The sequence below is a fragment of the Janthinobacterium lividum genome, from assembly GCF_011601275.1.
GTDB lineage: Bacteria > Pseudomonadota > Gammaproteobacteria > Burkholderiales > Burkholderiaceae_D > Janthinobacterium > Janthinobacterium lividum_E.
The window spans coordinates 108,995-125,351 of the sequence record NZ_JAAOLY010000018.1 but is presented as its reverse complement, the minus strand read 5'-3'; the positions used below and the strand labels follow the sequence as shown (position 1 = coordinate 125,351).

The following is a 16,357-nucleotide window of genomic DNA, read 5'->3' as shown; positions in this document are numbered from 1 at the left end:
GCCGCCTGATTTGCATCAGGCGGCGCTATTTAATGAAGTTCAACGAAGGTCGACGTTTTTAGACGTTCTCGTCCAACTTGACGCAGTCGACAAAATAACCGCGCTTGCCATCGACTTCGCGTTTCACGAGACCATGCACATCCGTCTCGAAGCCGGGGAAGCGCTCGTTGAAGTCGCGCGCGAAGCGCAGGTAGTCGACGATGGTCTTGTTGAAGCGCTCGCCCGGGATCAAGAGCGGGATGCCCGGTGGATACGGCGTCAGCAGGATGGACGTGATGCGGCCTTCCAGTTCGTCGATGGCCACGCGCTCGATTTCGCGGTGCGCCATCTTGGCGAAGGCATCCGACGGCTTCATGGCCGGGATCATGTCCGACAGATACATTTCCGTCGTCAGACGCGCCACGTCGTAGGCCTTGTAGAAATCGTGGATTTGCTGGCACAGGTCGCGCAAGCCCATTTTTTCGTAGCGTGGGTTGGCTGCCGCAAATTCCGGCAGGATGCGCCACATCGGCTGGTTCTTGTCGTAGTCGTCCTTGAACTGCTGCAACGCGGTCAACAAGGTATTCCAGCGGCCCTTGGTGATACCGATGGTAAACATGATGAAGAACGAGTACAGGCCGCATTTTTCAATGATGACGCCGTGCTCGGCCAGGTACTTGGTGACGATGGACGCGGGAATGCCCGTGTCGCCGAACTGGCCATCCAGCGACAGGCCCGGGTTGACGATGGTCGCCTTGATCGGGTCGAGCATGTTGAATCCGGGAGCCAGGTCGCCGAAGCCGTGCCAGTCATCCTCGGCGCGTATCATCCAGTCTTCCTGCTGGCCCATGCCTTCGTCGTTGAAGCTGGACGGACCCCAGACCTGGAACCACCAGTCCTGGCCCCACTCCTGGTCGATCTTCTTCATGGCGCGGCGGAAATCGAGTGCTTCCATGATTGATTCCTCCACCAGGGCCGTGCCGCCCGGCGCTTCCATCATGGCCGCAGCCACGTCGCACGAGGCGATGATGGAATACTGCGGCGAGGTCGAGGTATGCATCAGGTAAGCCTCGTTGAAGGCGTCCTGGTCCAGCTTGACCGTGTCCGATTCGCGCACGAGGATTTGCGAGGCCTGCGACAGGCCAGCCAGCAATTTGTGCGTGGACTGGGTCGAGAAGATCATCGATTCCTTGGCGCGCGGACGGTCCTTGCCGATGGCGTGCATATTCTTGTAGAAATCGTGGAAGGTGGCGTGCGGCAGCCACGCTTCATCGAAGTGCAGGGTGTCGATCTTGCCGTCGAGCATTTCGCGCAGGGTTTCCACGTTGTAGATCACGCCATCGTAGGTCGATTGCGTGATGGTCAGGATGCGCGGCTTCTTGTTCTTCGCTTCGCGCGCGAATGGATTTGCCTCGATCTTGCGGGCAATGCTTTCCGGCGTGAATTCATGCAGCGGGATAGGGCCGATGATGCCCAGGTGATTGCGCGTCGGCATCAGGAACACGGGGATGGCGCCGCACATGATGATCGAATGCAGGATCGACTTGTGGCAGTTGCGGTCGACGACGACGATGTCGCCTGGCGCCACGGTCGAGTGCCACACCATCTTGTTCGAAGTCGAGGTGCCGTTGGTGACGAAATAGCAATGGTCGGCATTGAAGATGCGCGCCGCATTGCGCTCGGACGCGGCGACAGGACCCGTATGGTCGAGCAGCTGGCCCAGTTCCTCGACGGCGTTGCAGACGTCGGCGCGCAACATGTTTTCACCGAAGAACTGGTGGAACATCTGGCCGATCGGGGATTTGAGGAACGCCACGCCGCCCGAGTGGCCGGGGCAGTGCCACGAGTAGGAGCCGTCGTTGGCGTAGTGCACGAGCGCGCGGAAAAACGGCGGCGACAGGCCGTCCAGGTAGGACTTCGCTTCGCGGATGATGTGGCGCGCGACGAATTCCGGCGTATCTTCGAACATGTGGATGAAACCATGCAGTTCGCGCAGGATATCGTTGGGGATATGGCGCGAAGTGCGCGTTTCGCCGTACAGATAAATAGGGATGTCGGCGTTCTTGTAGCGGATTTCCTCGACGAAGGCGCGCAGCGATTTCAAGGCGTGGTCGGTTTCCTCGATGGAACCGCCGCCGAATTCTTCATCGTCGATCGACAGCACGAAGGCCGACGCGCGCGATTGTTGCTGGGCAAATTGCGACAAATCGCCGTAGCTGGTCACGCCCAGCACTTCCATGCCTTCTTTTTCCATTGCGGCGGCAAGGGCGCGAATGCCCAGGCCGGACGTATTTTCAGAACGGAAATCCTCGTCAATGATGACGATAGGGAAACGAAATTTCATGCATGTCTCCAAAAAAGCAAGCCGCCCCTGACAGATGTGAAGGGGCGGACTAGGGCGCGACGGTCAGGCGGTAGTGCAACCCGGCAGCCGCAGAAAAAAAATAAGAACGGGATTCTCGCAGAAATGCGGCCTCTGCGGGAAAAAAATATCGTAGCAAAGCGTCACAAGCGTACGCTAGCGTGACGCATGGGTATGACAGGGGTATTACAGCAACATTCTGGCCGATCGATATCTACCTTGCATCAACCTTATCAGGCTTTGCGTTCCAGCGTGACAAAGGCGTACGGCAGGCCGGATTTCTCCGAAGCATGGGCTACACGCGCGGTTTCTTGCCACACAGCATGGTCAACGGCGGGGAAAAAGGCGTCGCAGTCGAAGGTCTGGCCGATTTCCGTGATGATCAAACGCTGTGTCAGGGGCAGTGACTGCTGGTAGATTTCCGCGCCGCCGATGACATAGCCTTCGGCGCCGGCCAGCAGGGCGATGGCCGCTTCCACCGACGACACGGCTTCCACGCCCTCATGGCGCCAGTCCGGATTGCGCGTGATGACGATGTTGCGGCGGTTCGGCAGCGGACGGCCGATGGAATCGAAGGTCTTGCGGCCCATGAGGATGGGGTGGCCCGTCGTCAAACGCTTGAAATGCGCGAGGTCTTCCGGCAATTTCCACGGCAGGGTGTTGTTGATGCCGATGCCGCCTTGCTGGTCGGTAGCGACGATGATGGTCAAATGGCTCATTGGTTCTTTGAAAGTGGTGAGGGCGATGCCCGATGCCCGTCATTATCGTTGAAATTGCCCGCGGTCTCCAGATGCGCACGCATGGCGTCGGCCAGCGGGCCCGGCGCTTCCAGCGGAATCATGTGGCCGGTCTCTTTTAATAAGTGCAGGGTGGCCTGCGGCAGGCGGGCGGCCATGGCGCGCAAATCGTCGGGATTGACGAGCTTGTCGTCTTCCGCGCCCACGATCAGTACGGGGCAATCGAGTTCCGGCAAGCGCGCCATCAGGTCAGGGCGGGCGATAGTGGTGATGAATTGCGCCAGCAGCACGTCCTTGCCCAGGTCCAGCCCCATCTGCTGGATCAGGCCCGTGATCGATGCATCGTCCAGGTGCGACGGATGCAGCAGTTCGCGCAGGCGCTGGCGCGTGATGCCCGCATAGGGATTGCGCTCGAGCATGGCGACGATGCGCTGGCGCGCGCTTATTTCCGCAGGCAGCAAACCTTTGGCCGAATTGGCGATCAAAGTGAGAGACTGGATGCGCTGCGGGTGTGCCAGCGCGTGTTCCAGCGCCAGATAGGCGCCCAGCGAAAAACCCACCAGATGGGCCTGTTGGGCGCTGTGGCTGGCAATCAGTGCCTGCATCTGCGTGCGCGTGCGCGCCTCATGCAGGGGAACGTGCTGCAGATCAAAGGAGCCGCCCAGGGCAGGCGCCAGGCGCGACCACATGCGCTCGTCGCACAGGGTGCCAGGAATGCAGTCGAGCCGTATCTGGGTATTCTTCAAGGACAAGCCTGGGGTCAAGTAATGGTGAAAATTTTTGTCGAGCGGCATTATCCGTCATTTTGCGCATTCGGGCAGTGGCGTGGTATTTTCCTTATGGTATTATTTTCAATAGTGCGCGGCTGGCAAGCAGGAACTTTATGGTAGGCTCATGGCTCATCAAGCCGGGGTACCGGTGACGTGACCTGAAACACCGAATGCAACCCATTAATTAAATAAAGAGGAAACACCATGGCGATCAGTTTGCAAAAAGGCGGCAATGTCAACCTGAGCAAGGAAGCTCCTGGCTTGAAGAAAATCGTGATTGGCCTGGGCTGGGACCCGCGCGCCACCGATGGCGCCGCATTTGACCTGGACGGCAGCGCCTTCCTGCTGAAAACGGATGGCAAGGCCCGCTCCGATGCCGATTTCATTTTTTACAACAACCTGAAGTCGGCTGACGGCTCCATCGTCCACGCGGGCGACAATACGACGGGCGGCGGCGATGGCGATGACGAGAAAGTTGCCGTCGACCTGGCCAACGTGCCTGCCGACATCGACAAGATCGCCGTGGCCGTCACCATTCACGACGCGGAAAACCGCAAGCAGAACTTCGGCATGGTCGGCAAGGCCTACATCCGCTGCCTGAACGGTGACAACGGCGCGGAAATCGCCCGCTACGACCTGTCGGAAGACGGCTCGACGGAAGCGGCCATGATCTTCGGCGAAATCTACCGCGCCGGCAGCGAATGGAAATTCAAGGCCATCGGCCAGGGTTTCAAAGGCGGCCTGGGCCCTCTGGCCCGCTCGTTCGGTATTAACGCTTAAAAACCAGTTGTTTGTGTAAATGTGCCGGGTGGCACCGCTGCCCGGTTCTGTCTCTCCCTTCTTTCTCCCTGACTCCATGGAAAACCTGATCAAGGGGCAGCGCCTGGCGCTGTCCGGCCTCGTCACGGGTAACGTCGTGCAACTGGGTCTTGGCAGCGCCGGCGTGCCGCTGGATTTTGCCTGTTTCGGCCTCGATGCCGCCGGCAAGTTGTCCGACGACCGCTACATGACTTTCTTCAACCAGCCGCGCACGCCGTGCGGCGGCGCGGAAACCTCTGCGCCGCCCGGCGATACGGCCGGTTTCAGCTACCAGTTGGACCGCTTGCCTGCCTCCATCGAGCGCCTGGTCGTCACGGCCGCCATCGATGGCGACGCCACGATGGCACGGCTGGGCAGCGGCCATCTGCGCCTGCTTGACGGCGCGAGAGAATTGGCCCGCTACACGTATGCGGGTGCCGATTTTGCGCAAGAAAAAGCCGTCATGCTGGGCGAGTTCTACCGCAAGGACGGGGGCTGGCGTTTCATGGCCGTGGGCCAGGGTTTCAATGGCGGCCTTGACGCCCTGGTTGCCCATTTCGGCGGTGTAGTGGCGCAGGCGGCAGCGGAACCGGCGCCGACACCCAAAATTTCCCTGTCCAAAATCTCGCTGACCAAGGCGGGCCAGACGCACAAAGTATCGCTGGAAAAGGGCGTGGGCGCGCCGAAAAAACTCACCGTCAAGGCCACCTGGGTCGATAACGGTGATGGCGACGATGATAATGACGACCTCGATTTAAGAGTCGGTATCCTCTTGCCAAACGGCCAGATGCGCTTCATCCAGGCGCCGGACACGGCAGGCAGCTTCGACGTCATGCCCTACGTGCGCCACCTGGGCGACGTGGCGGGCGCGGCGGGCAAGGAGCCGGCCACGGAAACGGTGGAAGTCAATCCCGCACTGGCGCAGCATTACGGCGGCACGGTGGGCCTCGTCTTCAGCGTGTATTCGGCGGTGGCCAACGGCGCCGTCTCGGTGGCCTCCATGCGGCCGAAAATGGTCATGCAATATGGCGAGCAGACCGTCGAGTGCGCGTTCGATTTTCGTTTGTCCAAGGCGGCCGACGACGACACCGTCTACACCTATGTGATCGGCATGGCGCGCATCACGCCCGACAGCATCATCCTCGAGCCGTCCGGCAAGACGTCGGAGCCGGGCAGCGAAGCGACGCCGTGGCTGAGCTGGCAGGGCGAGAACCTGCAGCTGGCCTTCAACGGCCCCGTCGTCTTCAAGGGCGAGGACAAGGAAGATGAAGATGATTGCAATGCGGACAATCCGCGCCGCTACATCGCCTAGGAGATACTGATGGAAACCTTATCCAAGGGACAGCGCTTGCCGCTGGCCAATCTCGTTCCCGACGGCATGCTGCAGGTCGGCGTGGCCGCACAGGGGCTGGCGCTCGACGTGGCCTGTTTCGGCCTCGATGCGGCCGGCAAACTGTCCGACGAACGCTACATGACTTTCTTCAACCAGCCGCGCACGCCATGCGGCGGCGTGGAGGCGCGTGCCGGCAGCGGGGGCGATGTGGCCGAGTTTGCCTTGCAACTGGCGCGCTTGCCGGCCGGCATAGACCGCCTCGTCGTGACGGCGTCCATCGATGGCGGCGGCGTGATGTCGCAGCTGCAGTCTGGCCACGTGCGCCTGCAGGCGGGCGGACGCGAATTGGCCCGCTTTGCCTTCGCCGGTACCGATTTCGCACAGGAAAAAGCCGTCATGCTGCTTGAAATCTACCGCAAGGATGGCGGCTGGCGCTGCATGGCCGTGGGACAGGGTTTCAATGGCGGACTCGATGCGCTGGTACGCCACTTCGGCGGCGAAGTCGACCAGGCCTCGCCTGCCGCGGCGTCGGCAATCCAGCAGGCGAAGATCAACCTGGAAAAGCGCGTGGAACGCGAAGCGCCGCAACTGGTCAGCCTCGTCAAGCAGGCGGGCGTGTCCCTGCAAAAAGTGGGGCTATCGGATCACCGCGCCAAGGTCTGCTTGTGCCTCGATATTTCCGGCTCCATGGGACGGCTGTATAAAGAGGGGCTGGTGCAGCGCTTTGCCGAGCGCATCCTGGCCTTGGGCTGCAAGTTCGATGACGATGGCGAGATCGACGTTTTCCTGTTCGGCAAGAACGTCCACCACCCGGCGCCCATGGCCTTGAACAACTGCAATACCTATGTGGGCCAGGCCATACAGCGCCATCCGCTGGAAGGCGATACGCGCTATGGCGCCGCCATGCAGGCGATCCGTGCGTTTTATTTCCCTGACAAGGCCGGCGGCGAGCGCACGCGGCCCGTCGCGGCCGAGTTGCCCGTGTACGTCATGTTCGTGACCGATGGCGGCACAAGCGACCAGGCAACAACGGAAAAGCAATTGAAATGGGCCAGCAATGAAGCCATCTTCTGGCAATTCATGGGCATCGGCAAGGGACGCAAGTCGAAAAGCAAATTTCTTTCCGCCTTTGCCGATTCCGACTTCCCGTTCCTGGAAAAGCTCGACGAATTGCAAGGGCGCCTGGTCGACAATGCCAATTACTTTTCCGTCAGCTCGCCCGACGAGCACAGCGATGCGGAACTGTATGATTTATTGATGACGGAGTATCCGGGCTGGCTGAAATTGGCGCGCGGCAATGGCATGCTCGGGTAGCGTAACGGTAGCGCAAAATTCGTCGGATGAGGCTGTATGACCACAAGTGCAAGAGATTTGTAAATTGAAGTAAATAACAATGGTTCGCATTTGCTTTGAGCAATGGAGTCGTGGCATGCTTTCACTGTGCCCTCACGCTGCGGCGTAGCGCCTCATCCGTAGCGTCTCCATTATTTTTTAAGCAAATGCATAAAATCCTCTTTCACTGTCTGGCGGGCAGCAGCTTGCTCGTCTCCGGCGCCGCTGCCCAGGCGCAAACCGTCACAGGCGGCACCGTCGTCAAGCCCGCACCAGCATCGGCCAAGGCGCCCGCTGCCGATGCGCCGCCTTCCGTCAGCGTGACGGCCGAACGACCCACGGGCCGTATCGACCGGCAAGTCTACGACGTCAAGTCCGACGTGGGCAGCAGCAACGGCACGGCGGCCGATGCCTTGAATAACGTGCCGTCGGTGGCCGTCGATCCCGACGGTTCCGTTTCCCTGCGCGGCAGCAGCAATGTGCAGATATTGATCGATGGCAAGCCGTCCGCCATGCTGCAGGGCGATTCGCGCGGCGCCACCCTGAACGCCATGGCGGCCGACGATATCGAATCCGTGGAAGTGATCAATAATCCCGGCGCCCAGTTCGGCAACGAGGCCGGTGGCGGGCCGATCCTGAACCTGGTGATGCGGCGCAACCGCAAGCCGGGCGGCTTTGCCACCGTCAACGCGAATGCGGGCATCGCGGGGCGCTACAACAGTTCCGTGTCCGGCAGCTACAATGAAGGCCCGTGGGGCTACCAGGGCGGCATCAATGTGCGCCATGACGGCCGCAATTCCGTGGGCGAGGTCAGCCGCGAACGCCTGGAACGCGGCACTGGCGCATTCGCCCCCAGCAGCCAGCAATCCACCAGCAACGGCTTGAACGACTCGCTGGGCTTGCACGGCACCGTCAATTACAACCTGAACGCCAACGACACCCTGGCCGCCAGCGTGTCGTACAACGGCCGCAGCAGCGACCAGCGCTCGCTCGACCGCTACATCAATGGCGACAGCACGGGCAGCACCATCGGCGACTATGTGCGCAGCACCGTGCGCAATGGCGACAGCCGCAACTACAGCTGGGGGGCGCGCTACGACCACAAGGGCGAGTTGCCGGGCGAAACCCTCAAAATCGATTTGCGCGTATCGTCGTCGACCAACGAGAGCGACAGCGACTACGCCAATACCTACGCGGTGATGCCCGTCAACGCCTTCGACAGCCGCGCGCGCCAGCACAGCGAAACGGGCAACCGCATCGTCGACTTCAGCGGCGACTACGAGCGTCCGCTGGCAGGCGGCACGGCCAAGCTCGGCTACAAGGTGGCCGACAACAAGAGCAGTTTCGACACTTTATATACGGACATCAACCCGGGCAGTCTGGCGGAAATCGTCAACCCCATGCGTAGCAACCGTTTCGAGCTCGACGAGCGCACCGTCGCGCTGTACGGCTCCTACCAGATGCGCCTGACCGAGCGCTGGGGCGCGCTCGCCGGCTTGCGCGCCGAATACACGGACTTGAACGTGCGCCAGATTACCAGCGGCGTCGAGGCCAGCAACAACTACGTCAACTACATTCCCAGCCTGTTCGCCACCTATAAAGTCAGCGACGAGAGCAATGTGCGTTTCAGCTATGCGCACCGCATCCGCCGTCCGAACGCGGGCGACCTGAATCCGTACGTGGTCTACCGCGACGAATTCAATGTGTCGGCCGGCAATCCGAAGTTGAAACCCACGCAGACGGATTCGTTCGAGATCGGCTATGAAACGAAGATCGCGGGCCTGGAAAGCAGCTTGCGCGCCTACCACCGGCGCGACACGGACGCCATCGTCGATTATCGCTACTTTATCAGCGACAATGTGCTCTTGACCACGCGGGAAAACGGCGCAGACAGCCATTCGAGCGGCCTGGAGTTCAGCGTAAGCGGCAAGCTGACGCCATCGTTGACATTGAACACGAGCGGCAACCTGGCGCGCAGCCAGCAGACGAGTTCCGACGACCTGGGCAACCGCAGCACGCGCACGGCGAACGCCCTGAGCGGCCGCGCGCGCCTCAATTACCAGTTCGATGCGGCCAACCAGCTGCAGCTGGCCCTGCAGATGCAAGGCAAGATGCTGTCGGGACAGGGCTACCGCTCGCCGAACAATACCTTGAATGTGAGCTGGCGCCACACGGTGACACCACAGCTGAGCCTGGTCATGAACGTGACCGACGTATTCAGCAGCAACAAGATGGAGACCGTCATCAACAGCGCTTCCCTGCGCGAGACGAGCACGCGGCGCTTCGATGGACGCATGATTTATGTGGGGCTGTCGTACCGCCTCGGCGGCGCCACGTCGGCGGCTAAAGAGGGCGAGCGCGAACCGCGCTTCGGTCCGCCGGGCGGACGCGGGCCGGGTGGACCTGGCGGTCCCGGTCCGGGCGGGCCGGGAGGAGAACCAGGCTAGGCGGCTGCCGCGATCTCGTTCAGGAAGTCGATGAAACTGTCCGCATGGCGTTCGAAGCGCCATGCGCCCATGCCATGCTCGGCGTGATACACGGGTGCATCGCCAGCGGTGACGGCGCCCAGGTCCAAGCAGTACGGATCGGCGCCCGCGTCGGCGATTACCAGGTATTGTTCCGGCCAGCCGGCGATGGTTTCCTGACTGACGGGATTCCAGGCGTAGCCGTGCTGGGCTTTGACCAGCTCGGCCGCGCCGTACAGGCTCAAGCCCTGGAAATATTGCTGGCTGTCGATAAACACCCGCAGCGGCGAATGGCAAGCGAGGAAGCGCCGGTAGTGCTCCGGCAAGGTCCAGCGCTGCGCGATGCCGGCCATGTCGGCCACGCTGGCGATGGTCAGCCAGTTCGATGGCTGCGCCAGATCCTGCTCCTTCTTGCGTCTGGCAGCCAGCTTTTTCTCCAGCCTGGCCGCGGCTTTTTCCAGCGGCGAGCGGGGATCCTCGAGCGCCGCATGCGTGACGGGCAGCGCATGGCCTGCACCATCGGGGTAGCCGTCTGCTTGCCAAGCCAGAACATCGGTCATGTGCAGCTGCTCCGCTTTCCAGTGGCCTGGGTCCTGCGGCAAGCCGGCATCGAAAGGCTGGCGGCTGAACATGGCCAGGCTTTTGACGGCCTTGGCGCGCACGCTCAGCTTGGCATCTTCCGCCGTGGCCAGGGCCACGAGACGATCATATGCCGCCTTGCCCATGCTCTTGAGCATGCCATCCACGCCCCAGTAGGCCAGGCCGTCCATCTCAAGGCTCCAGCTGAAAAAATCGCCATGTTCTCCCGGCTCGGCCAGCGCGACGATATCCGTCATCAGGAAGGCGCGCCAATGCATCAGCTGTCCATCGCGCGCATACGCCATCAGGATGGCCAGCACGGCTTGCCGCTCGTCGGCCCCATGCTTTTTCAGCAGCCGGTCTTTCAGGCGGGCAAACTTGCTGCCATCCGTTTCGTCAAACAGCTTGCGGTGCAGTGCTGCCAGCGGTGCGACCGCCATCAGACGGCCATCGCCGCCTTGATGGGCGCATGGTGTTCATAACCTTCCAGCGAGAAATCGGACGGTTCGATCTTTTCCAGCCATTCCGGCTCGTACTTGCCCGTCTTGGCGTAGTCGGGCACGCGGTCGGAAATGACAAACTTGGGCGCCGGGAACGGCGTGCGCTTCAATTGTTCTTCCACCATGTCGAGGTGGTTTTCATAGATGTGCGCGTCGCCGATAAAGTAGGTGAACCAGCGCGGCGTGTAGCCCGTCAGGCGCGCCACCAGGTGCAGCAGGGCCGCGCCTTCGGCGATGTTGAACGGCGTGCCCAGGCCGATATCGTTGCTGCGCACATATAAGCACAGCGAGATTTCGCGCGTGCTGGCGTTCGGGATGAACTGGTACAGCAAGTGGCAGGCGGGCAGGGCGACGGCGTCCAGCACGGCCGGGTTCCAGCCGTGGAACAGGATGCGCCGGCTGCCCGGGTTCGTCATGATGGTGTCCAGGCATTCGCGCAACTGGTCGACGGCCTTGTACAGCAGCACTTTTTGCACGTCATCCTCGACGATGGGGGCGACCAAGGTAAAACCGTTGGCTTGCGCATCGGCGATTTGATCCGGTTTGGCGGCGTCCAGCAGTTTATAGGCGGGCCATTGGCGCCATTGCACGCCGTACACGGGACCAAGGTCATCCTCGCCTTCGCGGTAGGGGTTGGCCAGCCATTGCGCGTTTTCATTGGCGTTCTGGTCCCACACCTTGCAGCCCAGCGCGCGGAACTCGGCCGCGTTGCGCGAGGCGCGCAGGAAGGCGCACAGTTCGCCGATCACGGATTTGAAAGCCAGTTTCTTGGTTGTCACGGCAGGGAAATTGCCGTTGGCCAAGTCGAAACGCATCATGGCGCCCGGCACGCTCAGGGTGCGGATGCCCGTGCGGTTGTCTTGCCAGCTGCCCGTTTCGAGCACGGTCTTGATCAAATCTTGATATTGCTGCATGTATTTCTCCAACGGTAAGGATGGTGATTGTAACGCAGGCGCGACAGGCGGGATGCGGGCCGCCGACTACCACACACTAATTACACTGCTGTCTTACCTGTAAACATGACTCTGTGGTAATTTGTGTGTCCTTAAAGAAATGCACAGAAACGGCAGACGCTGCACCATGTTCTTGCGACAATTTGTAAATAATAATAACGGCGCCGTGGTGGAGATGAGCAGGGCCGATTTCCTCAAGGCCAACTTGCGCCTGATCCTGGCCTGGCCCTTGCTGGGTCTCGTCCTGTGCGCGGTGCTGTGGACGGCCACCTTGCTGCAACTGGAGGCGGAAAAGAAGGTGGCGCAGCAGCAGGCGCTCGACAGCGTGTCCTCGTTGTCGAAAGCCTATGGCCAGTATCTGCTGCGCACCCTGGAGCAGATGGACCAGCTGACCTTGCAGCTCAAGTATGAGTGGGAAAATTCGCGCGGCCAGTTGCGGCTCGATCAATTGAAGACGCAGGGCATGTATGCCTTGCCGCAATTTGCCATCGTCGCCATCCTTGACCGCAAGGGCCACCCCGTGACGGCCACGGCGCCGCTGCAGCGCCTGCGGGTCAACGAGCGCAGCGATTTCCTGTTGCGCCACTGGCGCAGCAATTCCAGCGCGCTGCGCATCGCGCTGGGGCGGGCCAACGCCGCCAATGCGGCCAGCGAGGCGCCCGGCGCCGACGAAAGCCTCGTGCATTTCACGCGCCGACTCGAGGACGAAGATGGCAATTTCGACGGCGTGCTGCTGATCTCGATTCATTCCAGCTATTTTTCCGAATTCTACAACAGCGTCAATTTCGGCAAGTTCGGCATGTCCGCCATGGTAGGCGAGGAGGGCGAGCTGTTCAGCACGCGCCTCGGCGCGCGCGTGCTGCCGACACGGAGCGGTGAAGGCACGCCATTTCTCGACACCAGCTTCCTGGAAACGGAGAGCGGCGCCCTGCATTCGAGCGGCCGGATCGCTTTTTCCGACAAGCAAAGCCGCTACGTGGGCTGGCAAGCGCTGAAAGCCTATCCGTTTACGGCCGTGGTCGGACTGTCGGACGGCGAAATGCTGCACCCCTACGAGGAGACGCGCACGATTTATATCGGCATCGCCCTGGCCGTCACTTTGCTGCTGCTGGCCTTTACCGCCATCGCCACCGTGCTGTCGCTGCGCCTGGCCTGGCGCCACCACCAGTCCGAAGGCGTGCGCAATGCCTACCGCATGGCCACCGAAGGCACGAGCGACGGCTTTTATATCATTGCCGCCCTGCGCGGTGCGGATGGCAGCATCCTCGATTTCGAGATGGTCGACTGCAACGAGCCGGGCGCCGGCTATTTCGGCGTACGGCGCGAACAATTGCTGGGCATGCGATTGCAGTCGCGCGCCCATGAACCGTATTTCCGCGACCTGATCCATAATTACCGGGCCGCCATGGTTTCCGGCTTTTCCGAGGAAGAGATCGAACTGCCGGAAGGCAACCCCTTCAAGCTGCGCTGGATACGCCGGCGCCTGGTGCGCAGCGGCGACCGCCTGGCCGTCACCCTGCAAGACATCAGCACGGCCAAGGAGCACGAGCGCGACTTGCGCCGCCTGGCCACCGAAGACGGCTTGACGGGCTTGCCCAACCGTTACTGGCTGCAGCAATTCCTGCCCGGTGCGCTCGGCCGCGCCGCTGTCGCGCGGCGCATGCTGGCGCTGCTGTTCATCGACCTCGACGGCTTCAAGGATATCAACGATACTCAGGGCCACGCCGAGGGAGACAAGGTGCTGCGCGCCGCCTCCTTGCGCCTGAAGGCCGTGCTGCGGCCGGGCGACCACGTGGTGCGCCTGGGCGGCGACGAATTCGTCGTCGTGCTCGACCCGGTGGAAGACGACAGCCGCGCCGAACAGGTGGCGCAGCGCATCACCATCGCCTTCGACGAACCGTTTTACCTGGGCAGCGAACGCCACAAGATGGGCGCTTCAATCGGCATCAGCCTGTATCCGCGCGACGGTGCCGAGACGGACGTGCTGCTGAAGAACGCCGACATCGCCATGTATGCCGTCAAAGTGGCGGGCAAGGGCCATCACCGCTTCTTCCAGCCGGAACTGTTCGAAACCATTCGCAGCCGCCGCGAACTCGAGCAAAGCCTGGTGGCGGCGCTGGAGCAGGATCAGTTCCTTGTCGTCTACCAGCCGCGCGTCGACGCCATGAGCGGCCAGCTGTGCAGCATGGAGGCGCTCGTGCGCTGGCACCATCCGCAGCACGGTATGGTGCCGCCGCTCGAATTCATTCCGGTGGCCGAGAGCAGCGGCCTGATTTCACAGCTGGGCGAAGTCGTCATCGAAAAAGTATGCCTGCAGATGGCGCGCTGGCAGGCGAGCGGACTGGAACTGGTGCCCGTGTCGATCAACGTCTCGGCGCGCCAGTTCGGGCGTGGCGACGTGCACCAGGTGCTGGCGTCAGCGCTGACGCGCCACCGCATCGATGCGCGCCTGATCGAGGTGGAAATCACGGAATCGGCCATGATGGATGAACAGAACCGCGCCGTGGAGCAGCTGTCGGCCATCCGCGCGCTGGGCGTGCGCCTGCTGGTCGACGATTTCGGCACGGGATACTCTTCGCTGTCGCAGCTGCAGAAGTTCGCCATGGATGGCTTGAAGATCGACCGCGCCTTCACCATGGAGCTGGGTCGCTCGGAGCAGGGCGAGGTATTCGTGCGCGCCATCCTGTCGATGGCGCATGCGCTGGGCATGAGCGTGGTGGCCGAGGGCGTGGAGACGCGCGAGCAGCTCGACATCCTGCGCGCGCTGCAATGCAATGAAGTGCAGGGCTATTTCATCTCGCGCCCCGTGCCGGCCGAACAGATGCTGGCGCTGATGCATCAGCGCTTTCTGATACCGCTTCCAGCCCCGGCGCTGGCGCTGTAGAACGTCGTGATTGGCGAGGAAAACAACGCTGTTTCATAAAAAGAGCGAACGTTCGCTTTTTTCTAAAAAATATTATATGCTTCGCTCATGCCGTCAGTGAATTGGAGTTCACGGCGGCAAGAAAAGCGCAAGACGGGGCAGTTGAGATGCCCGCGATAGTGTGCCGAAGACACTTCATATAATAAAGAGAGACTAACTTGAAACATAAATATCTGCCCCTCCTGATCGTTGCCGCGTTCGCCGGCATCTCTTCCACCGCACAAGCATCGGGCTACCGTTTTGGTTCGCAAAGCGTATCGGGCCAGGGTTCGGCCGACGCCAACGGCGCAGAAGCGGCCGACGCGTCGACCATTTTCTACAACCCGGCCGGCATGTCGCGCCTGGAAGGCACGCAACTCGTTGGCGGCGGCACCCTGGTGGTACCGCATTCGACCTACCAGGACACGGGTTCGAAGACCTTCACCGGCCGCACGCCGGGCGGAACGACCAAGGATTACGCGCCGGACGCCGTCTTTGCGCCAGCCCTGTATGCGAGCAAGAAGGTCAATGATCAATGGACCGTCGGCATGGGCCTGTTCGTGCCTTACGGCGCCAAGCTCGACTACGGCAATGACTGGAGCGGCCGCTATGCGATCACCAACATCAAGCTCGAAGCCATCGCCCTGAATCCTTCCGTTTCCTTCAAGGTCAATGAACACCATTCCTTCGGTTTCGGCGTTACTGCGGAACACATGAAGGCGGAACTGGGCCAGGCGGTCGACGTGCCGGGTTCCGTGGCCTTCCTAGCCCAGCACGCGCCAGCCGCGTCGCAAGCCTTCCTGGCCAATATCGCCAAGACGCAGGGCCTGGCCGCGGCGCAGGCAGCCGGCGCCGCGCTGAAGGGCGCCAAGGATGGCCACGCCTCGATGGATGGCGACGACTGGGGCTTCGGCTTCAACCTGGGCTATCTGTACCAGATGAATGAAGGCACGCGTTTCGGTATTTCCTACCGTTCGTCGATTTCGCACAAGCTGAAAGGCGACACGATCTGGGACTTCTCGCAAGTGTCGGACAACGCCGCCGTGAACGCCTTCATCGCCAAGGCATCGAACAAGGTCAATTCCAAGGCGCTGGTGGAAGTGCGCACGCCGGAAACCCTGTCGATCAACGCCTTCCATCAGATGGATGACCGTTGGGCCTTGATGGGCGACGTCACCTGGACCCGCACTTCGCGCCTGCAGAACCTGGACATCCAGTTCCCGCCGACGGCCGAAGGCGCCGAGCGCATCCGCCAGCAATGGAAGAACACCTACCGCGTCTCGCTGGGCACCAACTACAAATACAGCGAAAACCTGCTGCTGCGCGCCGGTATCGCGCATGACCAGGCGCCAGTGCGCAGCGCCGAGCTGCGTCACCCAGCCCTGCCGGACAGCGACCGCATGCAGTACTCGATCGGCGCGAACTGGAAGCTGAACGCCAATTCCTCGCTCGACCTGGCCTACAGCTTCATCGACTTCAAGGATGCTGACGTCAATTACAAGAATGACTGCTCGCCGGTGACCCCTGGCTGCACCGGCAACGGTGAAACCACCAAGGGCCTGTTCAAGACCCGCATGCAGCTGATCGGTCTCGCTTACAACTACAAGTTCTAAGCAGGTAGTGGCGGCCGACCCGGCCGCCATGAAA

11 protein-coding genes are annotated in these 16,357 nt (G+C 61.6%); 6 read left to right on the top strand and 5 right to left on the bottom strand.

The window, feature by feature from the left end:
- Positions 1–58 precede the first annotated feature (58 nt).
- The 3 genes from GYK42_RS23875 to GYK42_RS23865 form a co-directional block, all read right to left on the bottom strand.
- Entirely contained in the window at positions 59–2,323 is a 2,265-nt protein-coding gene (locus GYK42_RS23875) for an arginine/lysine/ornithine decarboxylase (protein WP_034755510.1), read from the bottom strand.
- A gap of 251 nt (positions 2,324–2,574) precedes the next feature.
- The gene (locus GYK42_RS23870) at positions 2,575–3,060 is read right to left on the bottom strand and encodes a dihydrofolate reductase (RefSeq protein ID WP_166449516.1); all 486 of its coding nucleotides are present in this window, start codon (positions 3,058–3,060) and stop codon (positions 2,575–2,577) included.
- The gene (locus GYK42_RS23865; RefSeq protein WP_166449515.1) at positions 3,057–3,872 is read right to left on the bottom strand and encodes an alpha/beta fold hydrolase; all 816 of its coding nucleotides are present in this window, start codon (positions 3,870–3,872) and stop codon (positions 3,057–3,059) included. Before GYK42_RS23865 ends, GYK42_RS23870 begins: the two co-directional genes overlap by 4 nt.
- Positions 3,873–4,052: 180 nt before the next feature.
- Between GYK42_RS23865 and GYK42_RS23860 the strand changes: the two genes are divergently transcribed.
- The 4 genes from GYK42_RS23860 (at position 4,053) to GYK42_RS23845 (ending at position 9,758) form a co-directional block, all read left to right on the top strand.
- A complete protein-coding gene (locus tag GYK42_RS23860; RefSeq protein WP_034784423.1) occupies positions 4,053–4,628 on the top strand; it encodes a TerD family protein in 576 nt (191 codons plus the stop codon).
- A 76-nt stretch (positions 4,629–4,704) separates the two neighbouring features.
- On the top strand, positions 4,705–5,958 hold the full coding sequence (locus GYK42_RS23855; RefSeq protein WP_166449514.1) for a TerD family protein: 1,254 nt from the start codon (positions 4,705–4,707) through the stop codon (positions 5,956–5,958).
- Positions 5,959–5,967: 9 nt separating this feature from the next.
- Complete coding sequence (locus tag GYK42_RS23850) at positions 5,968–7,293, top strand: VWA domain-containing protein (protein WP_166449513.1); 1,326 nt, start codon at positions 5,968–5,970, stop codon at positions 7,291–7,293.
- A gap of 185 nt (positions 7,294–7,478) precedes the next feature.
- Positions 7,479–9,758 (top strand): outer membrane beta-barrel family protein, encoded by a 2,280-nt coding sequence (locus GYK42_RS23845; protein ID WP_166449512.1) that lies wholly within the window; start codon positions 7,479–7,481, stop codon positions 9,756–9,758.
- Here the strand turns inward: GYK42_RS23845 and GYK42_RS23840 are convergent.
- Positions 9,755–10,795: an SMI1/KNR4 family protein gene (locus GYK42_RS23840; RefSeq protein WP_166449511.1), complete on the bottom strand. Its 1,041-nt coding sequence runs from the start codon at positions 10,793–10,795 to the stop codon at positions 9,755–9,757. The two genes, GYK42_RS23845 and GYK42_RS23840, sit on opposite strands and share 4 nt — an antisense overlap.
- Positions 10,795–11,769: a thymidylate synthase gene (locus GYK42_RS23835; RefSeq protein ID WP_166449510.1), complete on the bottom strand. Its 975-nt coding sequence runs from the start codon at positions 11,767–11,769 to the stop codon at positions 10,795–10,797. Before GYK42_RS23835 ends, GYK42_RS23840 begins: the two co-directional genes overlap by 1 nt.
- A 166-nt stretch (positions 11,770–11,935) precedes the next feature.
- On the opposite strand from GYK42_RS23835, the gene GYK42_RS23830 reads away from it, so the two are divergent.
- Entirely contained in the window at positions 11,936–14,692 is a 2,757-nt protein-coding gene (locus GYK42_RS23830; protein ID WP_166449509.1) for a bifunctional diguanylate cyclase/phosphodiesterase, read from the top strand.
- Positions 14,693–14,889: 197 nt separating this feature from the next.
- Positions 14,890–16,323 carry an OmpP1/FadL family transporter gene (locus GYK42_RS23825; protein WP_046682947.1) on the top strand — a complete coding sequence of 478 codons (1,434 nt, stop codon included), beginning with the start codon at positions 14,890–14,892 and terminating at the stop codon, positions 16,321–16,323.
- Positions 16,324–16,357 lie beyond the last annotated feature (34 nt).